The following is a 21141-nucleotide window of genomic DNA, read 5'->3' as shown; positions in this document are numbered from 1 at the left end:
CCGCTCGACCACCGCGACTCCCGCGCTCCCACCGGCGCGTCAGGACGCGTCCGACTCCTTCTTCGCGGCGGCCTTCGCCGCGGCCTCGCGGTCGGTGGCCTCGGCCGTCTCGCGGAAGGCGCGGCGAGGATCCTGCAGCGTGCTCATCGGCGAGAGGTCGCGCGGAGTGACGGCGTCGACGAGCCAGCCCGTGATGATCCGCCACTTGCGGTCCAGGGTCGGCATCGCCGCTCCGTGGTAGGCGCGGTGGGCGAGCCAGGCGGGGAGGCCGCGCAGCTTCACGCCCTTGATCAGGCCGGCGCCCTTGCCGATGCCGTACTCGGCGACGGTCCCGACGGAGGCGTGGCGGTACTCCTCCACGGTGCCTCCGGTGAGGTCGGCGATGATGTTGCGCGCCAGGAGCTTGGCCTGCCGAACGGCGTTCTGCGCGTTCGGCGGGTAGTACGCGGGCTGCTTCTCACTGGTGAGGTCCGGCACCTGCGCGCCGTCGCCGGCCGCCCAGGCGCCGCCCACCGGCTCGCCGTCCTCGCGGATGACGCGCAGGCGCGCATCCGCCATGACGTGGCCCTTCGGACCGCGGGGCGCGTCGGTCGCGTCGAGGATGGGGTTCGGCTTCACGCCGGCGGTCCACACGATCGTGGCCGTCGGGATGCGCTCGCCGGAGGAGAGCTCCACGACGCCGTCCTCGCAGGAGGGCATCGTCGTCTTCAGGTGCACGTGCACGCCGCGCGAGCGGAGGTGGTCGAGCGTCCACTTCGAGAGCTCGGGACCGACCTCGGGGGCGACCCGGTCCAGCGCCTCGACGAGGTGCCAGGTGACGTCGCCCATCGAGAGGGAGGGCTGCGCGGCGAGCGTCTTGCGGCTGAGGTCGAGCAGCTCGCTCAGCGCCTCGACGCCGGTGTAGCCGCCGCCGACGAAGACGAAGGTGAGCAGGCGCCGGCGCTCGGCGGGATCGGTGGTGAGCGCCGCCTCCGCGATGTTCTCGATGACGCGGTCGCGCAGGTGCGCCGCCTCCTCCACCGTCTTGAAGCCGATGCCGTGCTCGGCGAGGCCCGGCGTGGGGAACGTGCGGGTGACGGCTCCGAGCGCGAAGACGACCTGGTCGAACTCGATCGTGCGGGTGGAGCCGTCCATCGCGGCGACGGTGGCGCTGCGCTCGGCGAGGCTCACGCCGGTGATCGCGCCGCGGATCACGCGGGTGCGCTTGAGCGCGGAGACCAGCGGCACCGTGACGTGGCGCGGCTGGACGTGCCCGCCGGCGACCTCGGGCAGCAGCGGCTGGTAGGTCATGTAGGGGTTCGGCTCGACGACGGTGACGTCGATCGGCGCCTCCCCCCGTCTCTTCTCGAGGCCCCAGGCGGTGTACAGGCCGACGTAGCCGCCGCCGAGGATGAGGATGCGCGTCGTACGGGATGCCGTCATGTCCGTTCCCTTCTCGAACCCGGCGCCGGGCAGGCGGAACCGGATGGTGCTGAGGACGCTCCGACGCTACGCGGGGCGCGGCGGCCCGCACAGGGACTTGCGCGACGAGTCGGGGCCGCGCATCCTCCGCCTGCGGGCGGACGGGAGCCGCGCTACTGCAGCGCCGAGGTGAGCCGCGCCAGGTTGTCGAGCAGGGTCGAGCGGAGCGGCTGCTGCCGCCACTCGCGGAGGGTCAGCTCGCGGGAGTGCTCGCGGTAGTCCTGCTGCACCTGGCGCAGGTCCTCGACGAACTCCGAGCCGCGCACCATGAGCGAGACCTCGAGGTTGAGCGTGAAGGAGCGCATGTCCATGTTGCTCGAGCCGATCACGGCGACGTCGTCGTCGATCGTGAAGTGCTTCGCGTGCAGGATGGTCGGCTTGCGGTACATCCAGATGCGCACGCCCGCGGTCAGCAGCGTCTCGTAGTACGAGCGCTGGGCGTGGTAGACCACGGCCTGGTCGCCGATCTCGGAGACGAAGAGCTCCACGTGCACGCCCCGCCGGGTCGCCGTCGTGATCGCGTAGAGCATCGCCTCGTCGGGCACGAAGTACGGGCTGGTGATGATGATCGACTTCTGCGCCGAGTAGAGCAGCGTCAGGAACAGGCGCAGGTTGTTCTCGCCCTCGAACCCCGGGCCGCTCGGCACCACCTGGCAGTCGATCGTGTCGCGCTGCTGCAGCGCCTCCATCGGCTCCGACTCCCGCAGGAGCAGCTCGTCGGTCTCGCTGTACCAGTCGGTGATGAAGATGGCGTTGATGCCCTGCACCACCGGCCCCTCGAGGCGCACCATCAGGTCGTGCCAGTGCAGGCCGCGACGGATGTTGCCGCGCTTGTTGTAGCTGGAGTCGACGACGTTCTGCGAGCCCATGAAGGCCGCGTTGCCGTCGACGATCAGCAGCTTGCGGTGGTTGCGCAGGTCCGGCCGCTGGTACTGCCCGCGCCACGGCCGCACGGGGAGCATGTACGACCACGAGGCGCCCGCCCGCTCGAGGGCGCGCAGCCGGCGATGGGTGCCGCTGTAGTAGCCGGGCACGCGGATCGACGCGATGTGGTCGAGGAGGATCCGCACCCGCACCCCTCGCGCCACCGCGCGGTCGAGCGCGTCGAAGAAGGGCGCGGTGGTCGAGTCGGCGGCGAGGATGTAGAACTCGCAGTGCACGTACCGGCGGGCGCGGTCGATCTCGGCGGCCATCGCGCGGATGGTCTGCTCGTAGTCGCCCTGGAGGCGCGCGTCGTTCCCGCCGACCAGCGGCATCGCCCCGAGGTTGCGGTTGAGGGTGACCACCGACTCCAGCCACTGCGGCCACGGGTGCTCCCGGGCGACGCGGTCGATGCCGTCGGTCGACTCCAGGATGAACCGGTTGATCTCCTGCTGCTTCCGGCGGCGCTTGCGCGGCAGCCGGTAGCTCCCGATGAAGAGGAACAGCAGGATGCCGACGTACGGGATCAGGAAGATCGCCATCAGCCAGGCGAGGCCGGTGGTCGGACGGCGGTTCCGCGGCACGACGATGACGGCGATCACGCGGACCACGAGCTCGACGACGACGGCCGCGATCGGGAGGATCACCGCCCAGTCGGGTGCGGGCACCGCGCCTCCTCGTTCGTCGTGCGGAGCCGCTCAGCGGGCGCGGGAGGCACCCGCGCGGCGGCGGCGGTGGTCAGGAGGCGTCGCGGGGAGGCAGGCCGCGGCGCTCGCGCTCGCGGGCCTCGATGCGGTCGTACGCTCGGCGCTCGTTGCGGTCCGAGCGGATGAGGGCGCGCATCACGAACCAGAAGATGGCTCCGACCGTGATCGTCGGCACGAGGGCCCACAGCCCCTGGTTCCACAGCTCCCAGTCCATGCGGCGATCCTACCCGCGGCACCGGCGCGGGAGCCGTGAGCCCGGAGGCCCGTGCGCCCAGCGGCCTTCGCGGGCGCTGGGCGCTACTGGCTCTCGACCGACTTGTTCAGCGCCGCGGCGTCGGAGTTGAGGCCCTCCAGCTCCGAGCGCAGGCCGTCGTACACGGCGACGTCCGCGTCGATGGCGGCGCGGGTGGCGTCGACGGCCTGGCTGCGGGCGAGCAGATCGGCGCGCTCCGTCTCGAACTCGGCCGTCGATCCGAAGTCGCCGCTGTCGGCGCGCGAGTTGAAGTCGTCGATCTCGACGTTGAGCGCGTCGTACTCGGCGTTGTTCGCGTCGATCCGCGCCGTGAGGTCGGCGTACATCGTCTCGATCCGGGAGACCAGGTCCTCGATGCGGTTCTCGAGATCGGTGAAGACCGCCTCGTCGCGGGCGTTCAGGCCCACGACGACGGAGCGGTCGTCGAAGAACTCGGCGTAGTGCGCCTCGAGCGCCGGTGGCAGGTCGGCCACCTCGGTCCCCAGGATCGAGTGCAGCTCGTTGACGCGCTCGCCGAGGCCGCCGGTGCGGTACAGCTCGAGGCGCTCGGCGATCGTGCCGTCCTGCGGGAGGGTCTCGTACGCGGCCTCGAGCTCGTCGCCCAGCTCGGCCTGCTCCTCCGCGTCGAGCCGCACCCACGCGGCGTGCAGCATCTCGTGGGCCGCCGTCACGTCGCGGATCCCGTCGAGGTCGGGATTGGCGACGTCCGAGATGTAGATGCTGGTGCCGGTGTAGCAGCCGAGGACGATGTCGTCGGAGGCGCCGTAGCCGCAGAGGTCGTTGAAGCCGGCGGTCGGCTCGACCGACGGGCTCGACGCGTAGTAGAGGGCGCGGCCGCGGTCGGACATGGCGGTCCGCTCCGCGAAGCCGGCGATCGTGGGGTCGGGCGTGAACGCCTCGGCCGCTCGCCGGTCGGCCAGCGCGGTGCCGACGTCGCCGGAGGAGGTGAGGACGCTCGCGGCGACCGCGGTCCCCACTCCGAACTGCGCGATCGTGAGGACGCCCGCCGCGACGGCCGCGACGATGCTCGATGCCCTGACCATGTCTCCCCCTCGGCTCCTGCGACCCTACTTGACGAGCGGGAACAGGATCGTCTCGCGGATCCCGAGGCCGGTGATCGCCATCAGGAGGCGGTCGATGCCCATGCCCATGCCGCCGGTGGGGGGCATGCCGTGCTCGAGGGCGCGGAGGAAGTCCTCGTCCAGGCGCATCGCCTCGTCGTCGCCCGCGGCGGCCTGGCGGGCCTGCTCGACGAAGCGCTCGCGCTGCACGACCGGGTCGATCAGCTCGGAGTAGCCGGTGGCCAGCTCGAAGCCGCGGACGTAGAGGTCCCACTTCTCGACGACGCCCGGGATGCTGCGGTGCGCGCGCACGAGCGGCGAGGTGTCGACGGGGAAGTCCATCACGAAGGTCGGACGCGTCAGGCCGCCCTTCACGAAGTGCTCCCACAGCTCCTCGACGTACTTGCCGTGCGTGGGGACGTGCACCTCGACGCCCTCGCGCGCGGCGAGGGTCTCGAGCTCGGCGAGCTCCGTCTCCGGCGTGATCGCGATGCCGGCCGCGAGCGACAGGCTCTCGTACATCGAGACGCGGTCCCACCGGCCGCCGAGGTCGAACTCGGTGCCGTCGGCCCAGGTGACCACGTGCGAGCCCGCGACGGCCTGCGCCGCGTTCTGGATCAGCTCCTGGGTGAGGTCGGCGATCGAGTTGTAGTCGCCGTACGCCTGGTAGGCCTCGAGCATCGCGAACTCGGGCGAGTGCGTGGAGTCGGCGCCCTCGTTGCGGAAGTTGCGGTTGATCTCGAAGACCCGGTCGATGCCGCCGACGACCGCCCGCTTGAGGTAGAGCTCGGGCGCGATGCGCAGGTACAGCTCGGTGTCGAACGCGTTCGAGTGCGTGGCGAAGGGGCGGGCGGAGGCGCCGCCGTGCATCACCTGCAGCATCGGGGTCTCGACCTCGAGGAACTCGTGCGAGGCGAAGGTGTCGCGGAGGGAGGCGTTCACCCGGGCGCGGGTGACGACCGTCTCGCGGGCCTGGGGGCGCACGATCAGGTCGAGGTAGCGCTGGCGCATCCGGGTCTCGTCGCCGAGCTCGTTGTGCAGGTTCGGCAGCGGCAGGATCGCCTTCGCGGCGATCGTCCACTCCGACACCCACACGCTCAGCTCGCCGCGCTTGCTCGAGACGACCTCGCCCTCGACGAAGAGGTGGTCGCCCAGGTCGACGAGCTCCTTCCACGCCGCCAGCGACTCCTCGCCCACGTCGCCGAGCGAGACCATGGCCTGGATCCGCTCGCCGTCGCCGGCCTGCAGCGTCGCGAAGCAGAGCTTGCCCGTGTTGCGCTGGAACACCACGCGGCCCGCGAGGCCGACGCGCTCGCCGGTCTTCACGTCCGGCTCGATGCCCTCGTGGCGCGCCCGGACGGCCGCGATGGTGTCGGTGACTCCGACCGCGACGGGGTAGGCGCCGGCGCCGAGGTCGTCGCCCGCGAGCTCGAGCAGGCGCTCGCGCTTGGCGAGGCGGACGGCCTTCTGCTCGGAGGCCTCCTGCTGCGCGGCCCGCTCGGCGGCGGCCTGCTCGGCGGCGGCCTGCTCGGCGGCGGGGGTCGTGGTCTCGGGGACGTCGGGGGTGTCGGCCATGAGGGGTCGCGGTGCTTTCGGTTCGGGGCGGACGGCCGCGATCAGGCGAGCAGGATCGGGGCGTTGTCGAGGAGGCGGGTGGTGCCGACGATCGCGGCGACGAGCACGAGTGCCGGGCCGCGGTGGTCGGCGTCGACCGGGAGGAGCGTCGCGGGATCCACGACGACGAGGTAGTCCAGCTTAACGAGCGGCTCGGCGTGCGCGACGGCCTCGGCGGCCTCGATCGCCGCGGCGGCACCGCGGTCCGCGGCTTCCGCGGCGGCCGCGAGGAGGCGCGGCAGCACGAGGCCCGCGCGGCGCTGCTCCTCGTCGAGGTAGCGGTTGCGGCTGGAGCGGGCGAGCCCGTCCTCCTCCCGCACGATGCCGACGCCCTCGATCTCCACGGGCAGGTCGAGGTCGCGGACCATGCGGCGCACGAGGAACAGCTGCTGCGCGTCCTTCTGCCCGAAGACCGCGACGTCCGGCTGGGCGATGCTCAGGAGCTTGGCGACGACGGTGAGCATCCCGTCGAAGTGGCCCGGCCGCGCACGCCCCTCGTAGAGACCGCCGACCTCGCCCGCGACGACCCGCGTCGAGGACGGCCCGTCGGGGTACATCTCGGCGACTCCCGGGGCGAAGAGGAGGTCGGCCCCGGCCGCGTCGAGCAGGGCGGTGTCGCCCTCGAGGTCGCGCGGGTAGCGGTCCAGATCCTCGGCCGGGCCGAACTGCAGCGGATTCACGAACACCGACACGACGACGACGTCGGCCAGCTCGCGCGCCCGCTCGACGAGGGCGAGGTGCCCGGCGTGCAGGGCGCCCATCGTCGGCACGAGCGCGATGCGCCGACCGGCCCGCCGCGCCTCCTGCAGCCGCTCGCGGAGGTCGCCGATGCGGTGGACGGTGCTGATCACCCGACGATGCTACCGGCGGGCCCGCGGCCACCGGGGCCCTCGACACCGGGACGCCGCGCTCCTCCGCGAGGCGCCGCCTCCCGAGCGGCGTCCGGCCCGGGGAGCGGCGTCTCGAGCGGCGCCGCCCGTCAGCCCGCCGCGCGGCGCAGGGCGTCGTCGACGGAGGAGCGGACGAGGCTGGAGAGGAAGAAGCCCGGCTTCTCGACGCCGATGCCCGCCAGCAGTCCCGCCGCCTGGTCGACGATCGCGGTCGAGAAGGTCGTGGCGGTCGAGACGGCCTCCGCGTAGGCGGCGCGGTCCGACTCCGCCACGGTGACCGGCTCCCCGCCCATCTCGACCACCAGCGCCTGCGCGATCGGCAGCACCGGGCCCGGCGCCGACACGGCGAAGTAGGTCTCGGCGAGGCGCGCCAGGTCGAGGCTGGTGCCGCTGAAGGCCATCGCCGGGTGGACTGCCAGGGGGATGACCCCGGAGGCGAGCGCCGGCGCGAGCACCCCGTAGCCGTGCTCAGGCGCCGTGTGCAGCACCAGCTGGCCGGGCTGCCACGCTCCGGTCGCGGCGAGCCCCGCGACCAGGGCGGCGATCTCGCTCCCGGGGACGGCGACGATCACCAGCTCGCTGCGCTCGACGAGCTCGGGGATCGCGAGCACGGGGACTCCGGGGAGCAGCGCGTCGGCGCGCTCGCGGCCGCTCTCGCTGGTGGTGGCGATACCGATCACGGCGTGGCCGGCCCCGGCGAGCGCGGCACCGAGCACCGGGCCCACGCGTCCGGCACCGATCACGCCGACGCCCAGGCGTCCGTCGCGGCGGTTCTCAGGCATGCGGTTCCCCCTCCGGAGCGGGCCAGACGGGCAGGGCGGGTGCGGCCGCGCGCCGCCCCCACTGGTGGCTCGCGTCGCGGTCGGCGGCCCGCACTCCGGCCGTCGCGAGGCTCTCGAAGAAGGCGAGCCCGTCGGCCGCGCTCATCACCGGCACGAGCGGAGTGACGGGGCCGGCCACCGTGTGCACGCGCGCCGAGGCCAGCCCGAGCAGGCGCTGGAGCGGTCCCTGCTGGACCCCGACGCTCTGCATCCGCGCCAGGGGCACCACGGCGACCCGCCGCCAGACCGCTCCGCTGCGCAGGATCGCGACCTCGTCCGTCAGCCGGTACCCGGTCCTCCGGAACGAGAAGGGGCGGAGCCACACCGCCGAGCGCGGCGCCCGGGTGAAGCCGGCCGCGTCGCGGTGCCGGAGCGCGTCTCCGACGGGCGTCGACTCCGCTCCCTCGGCCGGTCCGGGCAGCAGGAGGGCGAGGACGCGCTCGACGGCGGCGAGGTCGCCGACGGGCAGGATCGTGGTGTTCGGCTCGCCGTTCGCCCCGCGGGAGGCCGCGTGGCCGGCGCGGTCGATCCGCACCTGCCACCAGCCGAAGGGGCGCCAGAGCAGCGGCTGCGTGATCTCGACGGCGTGGATCCGGCCGGGCGGGATCGTGTCGCTGCTGGTCGAGAGCACGCCGTAGCCGACCCGCACGCCGTCGGGCGTCGCGGCGATCGAGTACCGGAGCGAGCGCACGAACTGGCGGACGTAGTAGCTGCCCGAGCCGATCAGGCCCGGCAGGATCGCGAAGAGCACGTAGGGCGAGCCGTAGACGGCGACGAACACCACGGCGACGACCGAGGCTGCCAGGAACAGCGTGAAGCCGCTGAAGACGAGCGAGCCGAGGAGCCGGCCCGGCGGGATCGAGACGACCGACTCGGGCGGCGTCTCGTCCTGAGGCTCGCCGAACTCCTCCAGCCGGCGCGCCAGGAACCCGCCCGCCGGAGCCGCACCGTCGACCGTCGCCTCCCGCTCGCGCACCCCGGACGCGAGCCGCAGGATGTCGCGGCGCAGGGCGTCAACCAAGCGCGACCCGAGGTACGACAGCTGGACGTTCGCGTCCTGCCCGGCCACGCTCACCTCGAGCTTCGCGGCTCCGAACAGCCGCGCGAACAGCGGACGCTGCACCGCGATGCCCTGGATGCGGTCCAGCCGCGCCCGCCGGTTGGTCCGGAAGAGCACGCCGGAGCGCACCTCGACGAGCTCGTCCGTGATGCGGAAGGTGTGCATCCGCCAGGACAGCCAGAACGCGAAGACGGCGACCGCCAGGCCCACCGCGACCGCCAGCAGCGCCCAGCCGACGAGGCCGCGGCGCAGCAGCTCGTCGACCGGATCGCCGCTCTCGAAGCCCTCCGGCCCGGGCAGGAAAAGCTCGACCAGGCGCTCGCGGAGGTTCGTGATCACGATGCCGAGGACGACCAGCAGGCCGATCCCGCCCTTGAGGACCGGGGTCGCGGGATGGAGGCGGTGCCACTCCCCGTCGGCCAGGTCCGTCTCGACGGCGCGGAGCTCGGTCACAGGCCGGCCCGGCGCGACTCGGCGAGCTCGACCAGGCGGTCGCGGAGCTCCTCCGCGTCCTGCTCGGCCAGGCCCGGGATGCTGACGCCGGTCGCCGCGGCGGCGGTGACGAAGCGGAGGTCGGCGAGGCCGAGCGCCCGGGCGAGCGGCCCGCGGTTGACGTCGATGAGCTGCATCCGCCCGTACGGCACCGACACGAAGCGCTGGAACATGATGCCGCGGCGGAAGAGGAGGTCGTCCTGGCGCAGGAGGTAGCCGTAGGCGCGCGCACGGCGCGGGGCCACGATCAGGAGGGTCACCGCGAGGGCGGCCGCGGCGGCCAGCGGGATCCAGCCCCACGGCAGGCCGATCAGCATCAGCACCACGGGCACGGCGAGCAGCAGCACGCTCGACACGACGGCCGACACGATCTCGACCGCGACGTACCGGGGCGAGACGCGGCGCCACTCCCCCGTGATGTCGAGACGGTCCCGCCGGCGTCCCCTCGCGTCGCGGCGGGTCGTCGGCGACGCGTCCTCGGGCTCGGCGGGCATGGCGTCGTCCTCACTGCCCGCGGCGGTCCGGGCGTCGGCGTCAGGCGTGGTTCACCTCGCCGACGGCGGTGTCGTCGTCGTCGCTCGGCGGGATGGTGCACAGGTGCTCGGCGACCAGGCCGGCCACCAGCAGGACGAGCGCACCCACGATGGTCGCGACGTCCTGCCACACGGAGCCTAGCGAAGGGATCGCACGGCTCAGCAGGTACACCAGGATGCCGCCGGAGGCTCCGAGCAGCAGAGCACCGACGTGGCTGGACGCCTTCGCCAGCACCACGACGCGCATCGCCCGGAACGGATCGATGGGCCGGCGCAGCGTGCCCTTCGTGGCGCGGTGGATCGGGACGGCGAAGCCGAGCACGAGGGCCGCGACCACGATCAGGGTCAGCGGAACCGTCAGCGGCGGGATGAGCACGGGGCGGCCGGCGGCGGCGATCGCGAGGTCGAGGAGGAACCCCGCGACGGCCCCGGCGAGGCCGAGTCCGAGCAGGGTGCTGATGCGGGTGCGCCTCACGGGGTCCTGCTCTCGGGGTCGGCGGTGCTGCCGCGGGCGGAGTCGCGCCCCGGCCAGGTCAGCCCGGCCGGGTGGTCGGTCACGCGATCGGTCGCCCGTGCGCGCAGCTCGGCCACGGGTCCGGCTCCGGGAAGGACCGCCGCCGGCTCGACGTCGAGCCAGGGCTCGAGCACGAACGCCCGCTCGGCGGCCCGCGGGTGCGGGAGGGTCAGGTGCGCGTCGTCGCGGAGCACGCCGCCGACCGCGATCACGTCGATGTCGAGGGTCCGGTCGCCCCAGCGCTCCTCGCCCTCGCCGCGGATCCGGCCGCCGGCCGATTCGATCGCCGCCGTCGCCGCGAGCAGGTCGTCGGGCTCGAGGACGGTCGAGCCGGTCACGACCGCGTTGAGGTACCCGGGCGCGTCCGCGTCGACGCCCTCGGGCTTCCACGCGGGCGACTCGACGACCTTGGACACCGCCTCGATGCGCAGGCCCGGCGTCGTGGCGAGGGCCCGCAGCGCCTCCTCGAGGTGCGCCAGGCGGTCGCCGAGGTTGCTGCCGAGCGCGAGCACGACGTGGCGCACCGGGCGGACGCGCTCCTGCCGCGGCCTCACGAGCGGGTCCTCGTGATCTGCACGGCCACGTCCTCGAACGGCAGCGGGATCGGCGCGTCCGGCTTGTGGACGGTGATGCGGACGACGTCGGCGGCGGCGAAGCCCAGGGCCACCCGGGCGAGGCGCTCGGCCAGGGTCTCGATGAGGTCGACCGGGTCGCGGGTCACCGCGTCGGCCAGGGCGATCGCGAGCTCGCCGTAGTGCACCGTCTCGGCCAGCGCGTCGCCCTCGGCCGCCGGCGCAGTGTCGAGCCAGACCGTCGCGTCGATCACGAAGTCCTGGCCGTTCTCGCGCTCGAAGTCGAAGACGCCGTGGTGCGCGCGCACGCGCAGCCCGGTGAGGGTGATGGAGTCGCGCACGGCGAGGGCGGCGGGGTCGATCGCGGTCACGGGGTCTCCTCCTGGAGTCGGGCGGCGAGGGCCAGGGCGCGGGCGGACGAGCGGACGTCGTGGACCCGGACGCCCCAGGCGCCGTACCCGGCGGCGACGAGGCTCAGCATGGCGGAGACCTCGTCGCGCTCGGCGGCCGGGGCGCCGGCGGGGGCGAACGGAGCGAGGAACCGCTTGCGCGAGTGGCCGACCAGGACCGGGAAGCCCAGCGAGACGATCGCGTCGAGCCCGGCCAGCAGCGCCCAGTCGTGCGCGCCGACCTTCGCGAAGCCGAGGCCGGGGTCGAGCAGGAGGCGGTCGTCCCGGATCCCGGCCTCACGGGCGGCGTCGACGCGGCGCTCGAGCTCGCCGCGGACGTCCGCCACCACGTCGCCGTAGGACGCGAGAGCGGTCATGCCCGCGCTGTGCCCGCGCCAGTGCATCGCGATGTAGACGGCGCCGCGCTCGGCGACGAGCGGGAGCATCCGCGGATCGGCGAGGCCGCCGGAGACGTCGTTGACGACGACGGCGCCCGCGTCCAGAGCGGCCTCCGCTGTGGCGGCGCTCATCGTGTCGATGCTGACGCGCACCCCCTCCGCGGCGAGGGCGCGGACGACGGGCAGCACGCGGCCCTGCTCGGCGGCGGAGTCGACGCGCGCCGCACCGGGGCGGGTGCTCTCGCCGCCGACGTCGACCAGGTCCGCGCCGAACGCGGCGGGTCCGTCCCCGGCGGGCCGGGTCAGGTCGAGGCCGTGGCGGACGGCGTCGTCGACGGACAGCCAGCGTCCGCCGTCGCTGAACGAGTCCGGAGTGACGTTGAGGATCCCGAGGAGCGCGGCGCGGCCGGTCGGCGTGAGGTCGGCGACGGTGGTGGCCACGTCACTCCCCCCGCGCGGCGCCGATCAGCGCGATGATCTCGGCGCGGGCGGCCGGGTCGGCGAGGGAGCCGCGGGCGGCGACCGTCACGGTCGAGCTCGCGGTCTGGCGCGGCCCGCGCATCCGCACGCAGCCGTGCTCGGCGTCGACCACGACGAGCACTCCCTCGGGAGCGAGGCCCTGCTCGAGCGCGTCGGCGATCTGCTCGGTCATCCGCTCCTGGATCTGCGGCCGCGACGCGACCGTCTCGACCACGCGCGGCAGCCGGCCGAGGCCGACGACCCGTTCGCGCGGCCGGTAGGCGATGTGCGCGACGCCGAGGAACGGCAGGAGGTGGTGCTCGCAGACGGAGCGGAAGGCGAGGTCGCGCACGACCACCGTCTGGTCGAGCGGCGACTCCTGGCCGCCCTCCACCACCGCGAACGTCTCGGTCAGCTGGGCCGCGGCGTCGTCGTCGAAACCGCCGAAGAACTCCTCGTACGCCTCGGCGAACCGCCGCGGCGTGTCGAGGAGTCCCTCGCGGCCCGGGTCGTCCCCGATGGCCGCGAGGATCTCGGCGACGGCCGCCTCGATGCGCGCCTTGTCGACGGGCACGCGCGCGCTACGCCGTCGCGGGGCGCGGGTTGATCAGCGGCGGGCGCTTCGGCGCGACCTCGTCGGCACCAGCGGAGGAGACTCCCCCGTCGGTCGCACCCGAGTCGATCGGCGCCTTGGCGACCGGGACCGCGATGGGCGGCAGGTCGGACAGGGGGCGCTTGTCGCTCGAGAGCCACTGCGGGCGCTCGTCGATGCGGCGGACGTCCTTGAAGATCTCGGCCAGCTGGTCGTGGTCGAGCGTCTCCTTCTCGAGCAGCTCCATCGCGAGGCGGTCGAGGATGTCGCGGTTGTCGTTGATGACCTGCCACGCTTCGTCGTGCGCCTGCTCGATGAGCTGGCGCGTCTCGGCGTCGACCGTCTCGGCGATCTGCTCGGAGTAGTCGCGCTGGTGGCCCATGTCGCGGCCGAGGAACATCTCGCCCGACGACTGGCCGAGCTTGACCGCTCCGACGTTCGCGGACATGCCGTAGTCGGTGACCATCTTGCGGGCGATGGAGGTCGCCTTCTCGATGTCGTTCGACGCTCCGGTGGTGGGGTCGTGGAAGACGATCTCCTCCGCGACGCGGCCGCCCATCGCGTACGTGAGCTGGTCGAGGAGCTCGTTGCGGGTCGTGGAGTACTTGTCCTCCAGCGGGAGCACCATCGTGTAGCCGAGGGCGCGACCGCGCGGCAGGATCGTGACCTTGGTCACGGGGTCGGTGTGGCGCATCGCCGCCGCCGCCAGAGCGTGTCCGCCCTCGTGGTAGGCGGTGATCAGCTTCTCCTTGTCGCGCATGACCCGCGTGCGGCGCTGCGGCCCCGCGATGACGCGGTCGATGGCCTCGTCGAGCGCGCGGTTGTCGATCAGCTGCGCGTTGGAGCGGGCGGTGAGCAGTGCGGCCTCGTTGAGGACGTTGGCCAGGTCGGCGCCGGTGAAGCCCGGGGTCTTGCGGGCGACGACCTCGAGGTCGACTCCCCCGGCGAGCGGCTTGCCGCGGCCGTGGACCTCGAGGATCCGCTTGCGGCCGAGCAGGTCGGGGGCGTCGACGCCGATCTGGCGGTCGAAGCGGCCCGGACGCAGCAGCGCGGGGTCGAGGATGTCGGGGCGGTTCGTCGCCGCGATCAGGATGACGTTCGTCTTGACGTCGAAGCCGTCCATCTCGACCAGCAGCTGGTTGAGGGTCTGCTCGCGCTCGTCGTGACCGCCGCCCATGCCGGCGCCGCGGTGGCGGCCGACGGCGTCGATCTCATCGACGAAGATGATGGCCGGCGAGTTCTCCTTCGCCTGCTGGAACAGGTCGCGGACACGGCTCGCGCCGACGCCGACGAACATCTCGACGAAGTCCGATCCGGAGATGGAGTAGAAGGGGACGCCCGCCTCGCCCGCGACCGCGCGCGCCAGCAGGGTCTTGCCGGTGCCGGGAGGGCCGTAGAGCAGGACGCCCTTCGGGATGCGGGCGCCGACGGCCTGGAACTTCGCGGGCTCCTTGAGGAACTCCTTGATCTCGTGCAGCTCCTCGATCGCCTCGTCGGCGCCGGCGACATCGCCGAACGTGACCTTGGGCGACTCCTTCGAGACGAGCTTCGCCTTCGACTTGCCGAACTGCATGACGCGGTTGCCGCCGCCCTGCATGCCCGAGAGCATCAGCCAGAAGAACGCGCCGATCAGCAGGATGGGGAGCAGGAAGCCGAGGGCCGAGAGGAACCAGTTGGTCTGCGGGACCTCGTCGTTGTAGCCGGTGCTGCCGAGATCGGCCGCGGACACCGCGTCGACGACCTCCGCGCCGCGAGGGGCCACGTAGTAGAACTGCACCTGCGTGCCGTTGTCGCCGTCGGCCTGCTTGAGCGTGAGATCGACGCGCTGCTCGCCGTCCACGATCTTCGCCGAGTCGACCTTGCCGTCCTTCAGGAGGTCGAGACCCTCCTGCGTCGTGACCGGCCGGAAGCCGGACATGGTGATCAGCGAGGAGCCGATCCACACCGCGACGATCGCCAGGACGACGTAGAGGATGGGACCCCGGAAGATGCGCTTCACGTTCATGCTTGTTGCGGGTGCGACACCCGGCGCCTTTCTGACGAGGAGATTGTGCCTGCCAGGCTACCTCCCGCACTCTGAGCGCCGCCCACGCGTTCGCCGTGGGCCGAACGGCCGCGGGCTGTGTGGTCTGGCGGGGATGCGGCGGGCCGCATCCCCGCGCGCGGTCGGCTTCGCGAGATGGTGCGTTCCGCAGAGCGGGGTGCGTCGGACTGCCGGGAAACGCTGGCACGCGTCGGCACCGTCCGGCGGGGATGCGGCGGGCCGCATCCCCGCGCGCGGTCGGCTTCGCGAGATGGTGCGTTTCGCAGAGCGGGGTGCGTCGGACTGCCGGGAAACGCTGGCACGCGTTTCCCGGTCCGCGTCCTCTGCCTTGCGGGTGGAGGTCGCGGGGATCGGCGCTTCGGCGGTGGGGACGCGCCGTGAGAGCGCAGGAGTTGTCGCACTCGAGCTCGACAGCGACGACTACTGCGGTCTCGGGAGGGCGAGGGTGTCCGAGCGGGGCGCGCCGCGAGAACGCAGGAGGCGCGGACGGACAGACCGGGCCCGCCCGGCCCGGGTCAGGCCGACTCGAGGAGGGGCTCCGGGTCGCGGAGGGCGGGCACGAGGCCGCGGCGGCGGCGGGCGGCGGCCAGCACGGTCACGGCGAGCGCCCCGACCAGCCAGAGCACGAGCACCAGGACCGCGTGCGCGACTCCGATGCTGCCGCCGGCGATCAGCGAGCGGAACGCCTCCACCGTCCAGGTCAGCGGCAGCACCCCGTGGATCGCCTGGAAGAAAGCGGGCGCGGTCTCGACCGGGTAGGTGCCTCCGGCCGAGGACAGCTGCAGCACGATCATCAGCAGCGCCAGGAACCGGCCCGGGGCGTCCAGCAGCGCGATCAGCGCCTGGTTGATCGCCACGAAGGTGAGGCTCGTGAGCACGGCGATCCCGATCAGCCCGGGCAGGTTCGACGCCTCGACGCCCACTCCGAAGCGGATGACGAGCGCGGCCAGGACGCCCTGGGCGACCGCCATCAGCGCGCCGGGCAGGTAGCTGCGCAGCGCGATGACCCAGGCGGGACGGCGCGCGGTGAGGAGGCGGGAGCTGAGCGGGGCGCTCATCAGGTAGAAGGCGAGCGCGCCGACCCAGAGCGCGAGCGCCATGAAGTAGGGGGCGAGGCCGTAGCCGTAGGACGGCACGCGGTTCATCCGCTCGGCGTCGATCCCGACCGGGGCGGCCGCGACGGTGCTGAGCTCCTGCGCCTGCTCGCCGGTGTAGGTGGGCACGTCGTCCGCGCCGTCCGAGAGTTTCGTGTCGAGGGTGCGCGATCCGGAGGCGAGCGAGTCGATCCCGTCGGCGAGGTCCTGCGAACCGGTGGCCGCGTCGGCCGAGCCGGTCGCGGCGGTCTCGGCGCCGTCCGCGAGGTCCGAGGCGCCCGTCGCGAGGGCGGCCGTCCCGGAGGCGAGGTCGGAGGCGCCGGCAGCCGCGGAGGCGATGCCGCTGGTGAGCGGGCCGACCGCGCCGGAGAGGGTGTCCACTCCGCCGGCGACCTGCGCGGCTCCGCCGTCGAGGGTCGCAGCTCCCTGGGCGAGGGCCTGCGCTCCGGTCTGCAGCTTCTGGGCGCCGTCGGCGGCGGAGGTCGCCCCGGTGGCCAGAGCGGCGGTGCCGGTCGCGAGGTCGGCGGCTCCGCTCGAGACCGTGGCGGCACCGGCGGCGAGCGCCGTCAGTCCGCTGCCGTCGTCGCCGACGAGCGCGGTCGCACCGGAGGCGAGCGTCTGCGCGCCCGCGTCCGCCGAGGCGGCTCCGCCCGCGAGGGCGGCCGCACCCTCCTCGAGGGCGGTCAGCTCGGCCACGCGCTGGGCGTCGGACAGCGAGTCGTACCGAGAGAGCAGGGAGGCGAGGCCGGAGTCGACTCCGGTCGCTCCGGTGGCGAGTTGCGGAGTGGCGGTCGCGAGCGCTCCCGCACCGGTCGCGAGCTGCTGGGCTCCCGCGAGGGCGTTCCCCGCTCCGTCGGAGAGGGAGGCGGACCCGGTGGCCAGCGCCTCGGCGCCGGACGCCGCCGAGGCCGCGCCGTCCTTCAGGGTCGACGTCCCCGCGGCGAGGTCGGCGGCGCCCGAGGCGAGCGACGCCGCTCCGCCGTCGAGCTGCTGGGCGCCGTCGGCGACCGTGCGGGCTCCCGTGTCGAGCGCCGCCGCCTGGTCGGGCAGCTGACCGGTCCCGCTCGCGATCCGCTGGAGTCCCGACGAGAGGTCGGACGCTCCGGAGGCCGCGCTCCCCGCGCCCGAGCGGAGGGAGTCGGCGCCGGTCGCCAGCTGCGCGGTGCCGTCCTGCAGCTGCGCGAGCCCGACGACCAGCTCGGAGGAGCCGGACGCGGCGGTCCCGGCGCCGTCCGCCAGCTGAGCGGCGCCGTCGGCCGCCTGCTCGAGGCTCGAGTGCACGTCGGTGAAGCCGAGGTAGACGTTCTCGAGGTAGGTCGCGCCGACCTTCTCCTCCAGCGTCTTCGTCACGGTGGTGCCGATGGTGGAGGCGATGTTGCCGACGATCAGGTTGGCCGCGTCGTTCGTCTCGATCGACAGCTTCGCCTGCACGGCCGCGGCGGGGTCGTCGCCGCCGACAGAGGCGACGTCGGCCGAGAAGCCGGCCGGCACCGTCAGCACGGCGAGGACGTCGCCGGAGGCGAGCTCGCGGGACGCCTCGTCGGCACCGGTCGCCGTCCAGGCGAAGTCCGAGCCGGACGTGTCGGTGGTGAGCTGCTCGGTCAGGTCGTCGCCGAGGGCGAGCGCGGAGCCGTCCGAGGCGGTCGCGCCGGTGTCCTCGTTGACGATCGCGGCGGGCACCGTGTCGAGGTGGTGCGTGGGATCGAGGTTGGCCGAGGTCAGCAGTCCCGCGTAGATCAGCGGGATGAGCGCGATCGCGGCGAAGACGACGACGAGGCGCGGGTTCACGGCGCGCAGGGCGCGGCGGAGCGGGGAGGTGGTCATGGTCCTTCTACTTCGTGGAGTGCAGGGCGGCGAGCCGCGGCGAGGCGACTCCGGTGACGAGGAGCTCGGCGATGTCGGCGGAGGCCGAGGCCGCGGGACGGCGGGCGTCGCCGTCGAGGAGCCAGCCGACGACCAGCCAGGTGGTGCCGGCGGCGAGGAGGACGGCGAAGCGCTCGACGCGGGCGTGGTCGCCGCCGCCCGATCCGCGCTCGGCGAGGGGCGAGAAGGCGAGGAGCCGCTGCGCGAGGAACGCGACGACCGACTCCTGCACGGCGCGGGCCGTCCCTCCGCTCAGCACGCGGCGGTAGAAGTCGGCGTGCACGAGCAGGCCCTCGAGGAGGCCGCGGACGATGCGCGGGACCGCGCCCTCCCAGTCGGCGGGGGCGGTGCCGGGAGCGACGTCGCCGAACAGCGCGTGCATCCGCTCCACCGCGGCGGCCTCGATCAGGGACGGCACATCCCCGAAGTGCTGGTAGAACGTGGGGCGGCTGACGCCCGCGGCGCCGCAGAGCTCCGTGATGGAGGGCTGGTCGTCGCCCGGGCGGTCGAGGGCCGTCGTGATCGCGGTGAGCAGGAGCTCGCGCGAGCGGGTGAGCCGCGGATCGGTCACAGGGTCCTTCTTCCCGGCGCGAGGAGCGCCTTCTTTACGTCCGTCAGGTAACTTACAACCGTAAAGAAGAGCGCGCAAGCGTCAGGAGGAGGGCGGCTCCGGGAGCAGCGTCGAGATGGCGGACGTGTCGACGATCACCGAGTCGTGCGGAGTCAGTCCCGGGCTCCGGGGCGTCGGCACCGGCAGGCGCACGAGCAGGGCGCCCGGATCCACGCCGAAGCGCCCGGAGCGGGTGCGGCCGACCGGATCGCCGTCCAGCTCGGCGAGCACCGGCTGGTCCAGCTCGAACGAGAACTCGCGGCCGGGCCACTGCCGGAGCGAGGCGAGCCCGTTGCGGTTGCCGGTCGCCACGTCCAGCGCGAGGCCGAAGCGCCGACGCAGCAGCACCAGCTCCAGGTCGCCGTCGTCGAGCACGGCTCCGGCGGCCAGCTCGATGTTCGCGACCACGGAGCTGCAGTTGCAGGCCAGCACCATGAAGCAGCGCTGCGGAGGCTCCTCAGCGCCGTCGATCGTGAGGGTCACCTCGAATCCGGCCTTGAACATCGCCGGCGCCCCCGCTGCGAAGTAGGCGCCCCAGCCCACCCGCTTCTTCAGCTCCTCGTCCGTCTTGTCCATGATCTCGGCGTCCAGGCCCACCCCGCCCATCACCATGAACACCCGCTCCTCGCCGTCGTCGAACGCGGCCGTGCCCACGTCGATGGCGCGGTCCTGCCCGAGCAGGGCGATCTCGACCGCCTCGGGCAGCGAGCCGAGCGGGATCCCGAGGTTCCGCGCGAGGAGGTTGCCCGTGCCGCTGGGCAGCAGGCCGTAGGGGACGCCGGTCCCGCGCAGCACCGTGGCGACGGCGCGGACGGTGCCGTCGCCGCCCATCGAGCAGACCAGGTCCGGGCCCGCCTCGAGCGCGGCGCGGGCCGCGGCGGCACCGGAGTCGCCCGGGCTGGTCTCGAACCAGAGCGGCTCGTTCCAGCCGTGGCGGCGCGCGATCGTCGCGACCAGGTCCTCCGCGGCGCCGACGTCGTCGAACTTGCTCGGGTTGATCACGACGGCGACGGTGCGCTTCTCGGGTGCCTTCACCCCGTCAGTCTGACGGCACCGGCGACCGGTCCAGTCGCGCTGACGCCTCCAGGGCGAGCACGGCGCCGATCTCGGCCGAGAGCGTGGCGGGCAGCGACGGAGGCACGTCCCAGCGGGGCCCGGCCAGCAGCACGCCGCGGCGGACGCTCGAGCTCTGCAGCGCGGCGACGCTGCCGGCGACGAAGCCGCGGACGCGAGCCGCCACCGCGGGCGCGACTCCGCTCGTCGTGGCGAGGTCGACGAGGTGCCGGTAGGCGATGCCGCCGAACAGGGCGCCGTCCCCCGATCCCTGGTCGACGAAGACGCCGTCGGGGGCGAGCCGGTCCAGCAGGTCCTCGGCCGTGCGGGAGGCGTGGGCGACCAGGCGGGGGTCGGGCCGCAGGCGGTGCAGGGCGAGCGCCGCGCCGATGTAGACGGCGTGGTTGTAGCTGAAGGCCCAGTCGTCGCGGGCAGAGCCGCCCTCGCGGCCGATGCCGTCGGCGACGAAGCCGGTGTCGTCGTCGCGGAGGCGCACGTGCATCCAGTCGAGGGCGGTGCGCGAGAGCTCCTCCCGGCCGTCCGGCCGCAGCCGCTCCAGGCGCGCGCCGAGGATCGCGAACGGGCCGTTCGCGGGCGCGTTCTTGTAGTCCAGCTGCCGGCGGCGCCAGGCGAGGCTCGCACCGTGGCGGAGGTTCCAGCCCTTCGCGACGGCGAAGCGCCACAGGCGGTCGGCCCGGTCGAGGAACCGCGGGTCGCCCGAGGCCTCCCCGAGGCGGGCGAGCGCGCCGCCGAGCCACATCATGTCGTCGAAGTAGCCGTTGACCAGGCGCCCGCCGTTGCGGAGGCGGATCGCGCGGTGGATCCGCCGGGCACGCTCCAGGTGCGCCTCGTCGCCCGTGCGCTCGAAGGCGTCGACGGCCGCGTCGATCGCGTGCGCGAGCCACCAGTAGTTGAACTCGAGGTCGGCCCGCAGCGAGGTCGGGTAGCTCATGTGATAGCCCAGCAGCGGCACCGCGAAGAGCCGCTCGAGGCTCTTCTGCGCGGTGTCCGCGGGGCTACTCGTAGACGTGCGGGGCGAGGACGGCGACATCGCGGAGGTTGCGGTAGCGCTCGGCGTAGTCGAGCCCGTACCCGATCACGAACTCGTTCGGGATGTCGAAGCCGACGTAGGCCACGTCGACCTCGACCTTGGCGGCCGCGGGCTTGCGGAACAGCGCGCAGATCTCGACGGACTCGGCGCCGCGGCTGCGGAGGTTGCCCTGCAGCCACGAGAGCGTGAGGCCGGAGTCGATGATGTCCTCGACGATCAGCACCTTGCGGTTCGTGATGTCGGAGTCGAGGTCCTTCAGGATCCGCACGACGCCGGAGGACTTGGTGCCGCTCCCGTAGGACGAGACGGCCATCCAGTCCATGACGATGTCGAGCTTGAGCTCGCGGGCCAGATCGGCCATCACCATCACGGCGCCGCGCAGCACCCCGACGATGAGCAGGTTCTCGCCCGCGTAGTCGCGCTCGATGGCGCGGGCCAGGGCGCGGATCCGCTCGTGGATCTCGGCCTCGGTGTAGAGGACCTCGGTGATGTCGTCGGCGATGTCGGCTGCTTCCACCCGGCCACTCTACGGGTGACCGGCCCCCCTCTCCCCTCCGCGAGACTCCGCTCCGGTACACCTCCGTCGGCGAGTCGCGTGCCGGAGCGGCATCTCGCGGGGAGGGGTCGGGCGTCTCGCGGGGACCGGCGTCGCGGGACGACCCGCCTCGCCTGCTCCGACCAGGGGCTCG

Annotated in this window: 20 protein-coding genes; all 20 read right to left on the bottom strand. The window is 73.5% G+C overall.

Translation table 11 applies throughout. The features are described 5' to 3' along the window. Nucleotides 1–39: 39 nt before the first annotated feature. The 20 genes from C5C33_RS15005 to hpt all read right to left on the bottom strand — a co-directional run bounded on the left by C5C33_RS15005 (nucleotide 40) and on the right by hpt (nucleotide 20969). Nucleotides 40–1422 carry an NAD(P)/FAD-dependent oxidoreductase gene (locus C5C33_RS15005; RefSeq protein ID WP_104261512.1) on the bottom strand — a complete coding sequence of 461 codons (1383 nt, stop codon included), beginning with the start codon at nucleotides 1420–1422 and terminating at the stop codon, nucleotides 40–42. 152 nt (nucleotides 1423–1574) lie between these two features. Further along, on the bottom strand, nucleotides 1575–3050 hold the full coding sequence (cls, locus tag C5C33_RS15000) for a cardiolipin synthase (protein WP_104224093.1): 1476 nt from the start codon (nucleotides 3048–3050) through the stop codon (nucleotides 1575–1577). 70 nt (nucleotides 3051–3120) lie between these two features. After that, nucleotides 3121–3303, bottom strand: coding sequence for a hypothetical protein (locus C5C33_RS14995; protein WP_104224094.1), 183 nt, complete (start codon nucleotides 3301–3303; stop codon nucleotides 3121–3123). Nucleotides 3304–3386: 83 nt separating this feature from the next. Further along, nucleotides 3387–4385: a hypothetical protein gene (locus C5C33_RS18655; RefSeq protein WP_181136263.1), complete on the bottom strand. Its 999-nt coding sequence runs from the start codon at nucleotides 4383–4385 to the stop codon at nucleotides 3387–3389. Nucleotides 4386–4409: 24 nt separating this feature from the next. Beyond that, the gene (gene lysS, locus C5C33_RS14985) at nucleotides 4410–5978 is read right to left on the bottom strand and encodes a lysine--tRNA ligase (protein WP_104261511.1); all 1569 of its coding nucleotides are present in this window, start codon (nucleotides 5976–5978) and stop codon (nucleotides 4410–4412) included. Between the two features lie 41 nt (nucleotides 5979–6019). Beyond that, the gene (panC, locus tag C5C33_RS14980) at nucleotides 6020–6868 is read right to left on the bottom strand and encodes a pantoate--beta-alanine ligase (RefSeq protein WP_104261510.1); all 849 of its coding nucleotides are present in this window, start codon (nucleotides 6866–6868) and stop codon (nucleotides 6020–6022) included. Between the two features lie 128 nt (nucleotides 6869–6996). After that, complete coding sequence (locus tag C5C33_RS14975; RefSeq protein WP_104224097.1) at nucleotides 6997–7689, bottom strand: Rossmann-like and DUF2520 domain-containing protein; 693 nt, start codon at nucleotides 7687–7689, stop codon at nucleotides 6997–6999. Beyond that, the gene (locus C5C33_RS14970) at nucleotides 7682–9241 is read right to left on the bottom strand and encodes a PH domain-containing protein (RefSeq protein WP_104261509.1); all 1560 of its coding nucleotides are present in this window, start codon (nucleotides 9239–9241) and stop codon (nucleotides 7682–7684) included. The genes C5C33_RS14975 and C5C33_RS14970 overlap by 8 nt, the downstream gene beginning before the upstream one ends. Further along, nucleotides 9238–9774 (bottom strand): PH domain-containing protein, encoded by a 537-nt coding sequence (locus tag C5C33_RS14965; protein ID WP_104234302.1) that lies wholly within the window; start codon nucleotides 9772–9774, stop codon nucleotides 9238–9240. The genes C5C33_RS14970 and C5C33_RS14965 overlap by 4 nt, the downstream gene beginning before the upstream one ends. A 40-nt stretch (nucleotides 9775–9814) precedes the next feature. Next, entirely contained in the window at nucleotides 9815–10288 is a 474-nt protein-coding gene (locus C5C33_RS14960) for a DUF3180 domain-containing protein (RefSeq protein WP_104224100.1), read from the bottom strand. After that, a complete protein-coding gene (folK, locus tag C5C33_RS14955; protein WP_104261508.1) occupies nucleotides 10285–10881 on the bottom strand; it encodes a 2-amino-4-hydroxy-6-hydroxymethyldihydropteridine diphosphokinase in 597 nt (198 codons plus the stop codon). Before folK ends, C5C33_RS14960 begins: the two co-directional genes overlap by 4 nt. Continuing rightward, on the bottom strand, nucleotides 10878–11270 hold the full coding sequence (gene folB, locus C5C33_RS14950) for a dihydroneopterin aldolase (RefSeq protein ID WP_104347803.1): 393 nt from the start codon (nucleotides 11268–11270) through the stop codon (nucleotides 10878–10880). The genes folK and folB overlap by 4 nt, the downstream gene beginning before the upstream one ends. Continuing rightward, nucleotides 11267–12127 carry a dihydropteroate synthase gene (folP, locus tag C5C33_RS14945; protein ID WP_104261507.1) on the bottom strand — a complete coding sequence of 287 codons (861 nt, stop codon included), beginning with the start codon at nucleotides 12125–12127 and terminating at the stop codon, nucleotides 11267–11269. The genes folB and folP overlap by 4 nt, the downstream gene beginning before the upstream one ends. Before the next feature lies 1 nt (nucleotide 12128). Beyond that, nucleotides 12129–12719, bottom strand: a complete 591-nt coding sequence (gene folE, locus C5C33_RS14940; RefSeq protein WP_104249700.1) for a GTP cyclohydrolase I FolE — start codon at nucleotides 12717–12719, stop codon at nucleotides 12129–12131. 7 nt (nucleotides 12720–12726) lie between these two features. Continuing rightward, nucleotides 12727–14742: an ATP-dependent zinc metalloprotease FtsH gene (ftsH, locus tag C5C33_RS14935; RefSeq protein WP_104224104.1), complete on the bottom strand. Its 2016-nt coding sequence runs from the start codon at nucleotides 14740–14742 to the stop codon at nucleotides 12727–12729. Nucleotides 14743–15296: 554 nt separating this feature from the next. After that, nucleotides 15297–17699 carry a YhgE/Pip domain-containing protein gene (locus tag C5C33_RS14930; RefSeq protein WP_104261506.1) on the bottom strand — a complete coding sequence of 801 codons (2403 nt, stop codon included), beginning with the start codon at nucleotides 17697–17699 and terminating at the stop codon, nucleotides 15297–15299. 7 nt (nucleotides 17700–17706) lie between these two features. Beyond that, nucleotides 17707–18309, bottom strand: coding sequence for a TetR/AcrR family transcriptional regulator (locus C5C33_RS14925; RefSeq protein ID WP_104248069.1), 603 nt, complete (start codon nucleotides 18307–18309; stop codon nucleotides 17707–17709). 81 nt (nucleotides 18310–18390) lie between these two features. Then, nucleotides 18391–19383, bottom strand: coding sequence for a diacylglycerol kinase family protein (locus C5C33_RS14920; RefSeq protein WP_104226014.1), 993 nt, complete (start codon nucleotides 19381–19383; stop codon nucleotides 18391–18393). 4 nt (nucleotides 19384–19387) lie between these two features. Further along, a complete protein-coding gene (locus tag C5C33_RS14915) occupies nucleotides 19388–20353 on the bottom strand; it encodes a glycoside hydrolase family 76 protein (protein ID WP_181136262.1) in 966 nt (321 codons plus the stop codon). 64 nt (nucleotides 20354–20417) lie between these two features. After that, the gene (hpt, locus tag C5C33_RS14910) at nucleotides 20418–20969 is read right to left on the bottom strand and encodes a hypoxanthine phosphoribosyltransferase (protein ID WP_104238400.1); all 552 of its coding nucleotides are present in this window, start codon (nucleotides 20967–20969) and stop codon (nucleotides 20418–20420) included. Nucleotides 20970–21141: the final 172 nt, after the last annotated feature.

The organism is Rathayibacter sp. AY1H3 (assembly GCF_002932015.1).
Note: the sequence above shows the minus strand (reverse complement) of the source record. Positions and strands in the feature narration are given on the sequence as shown.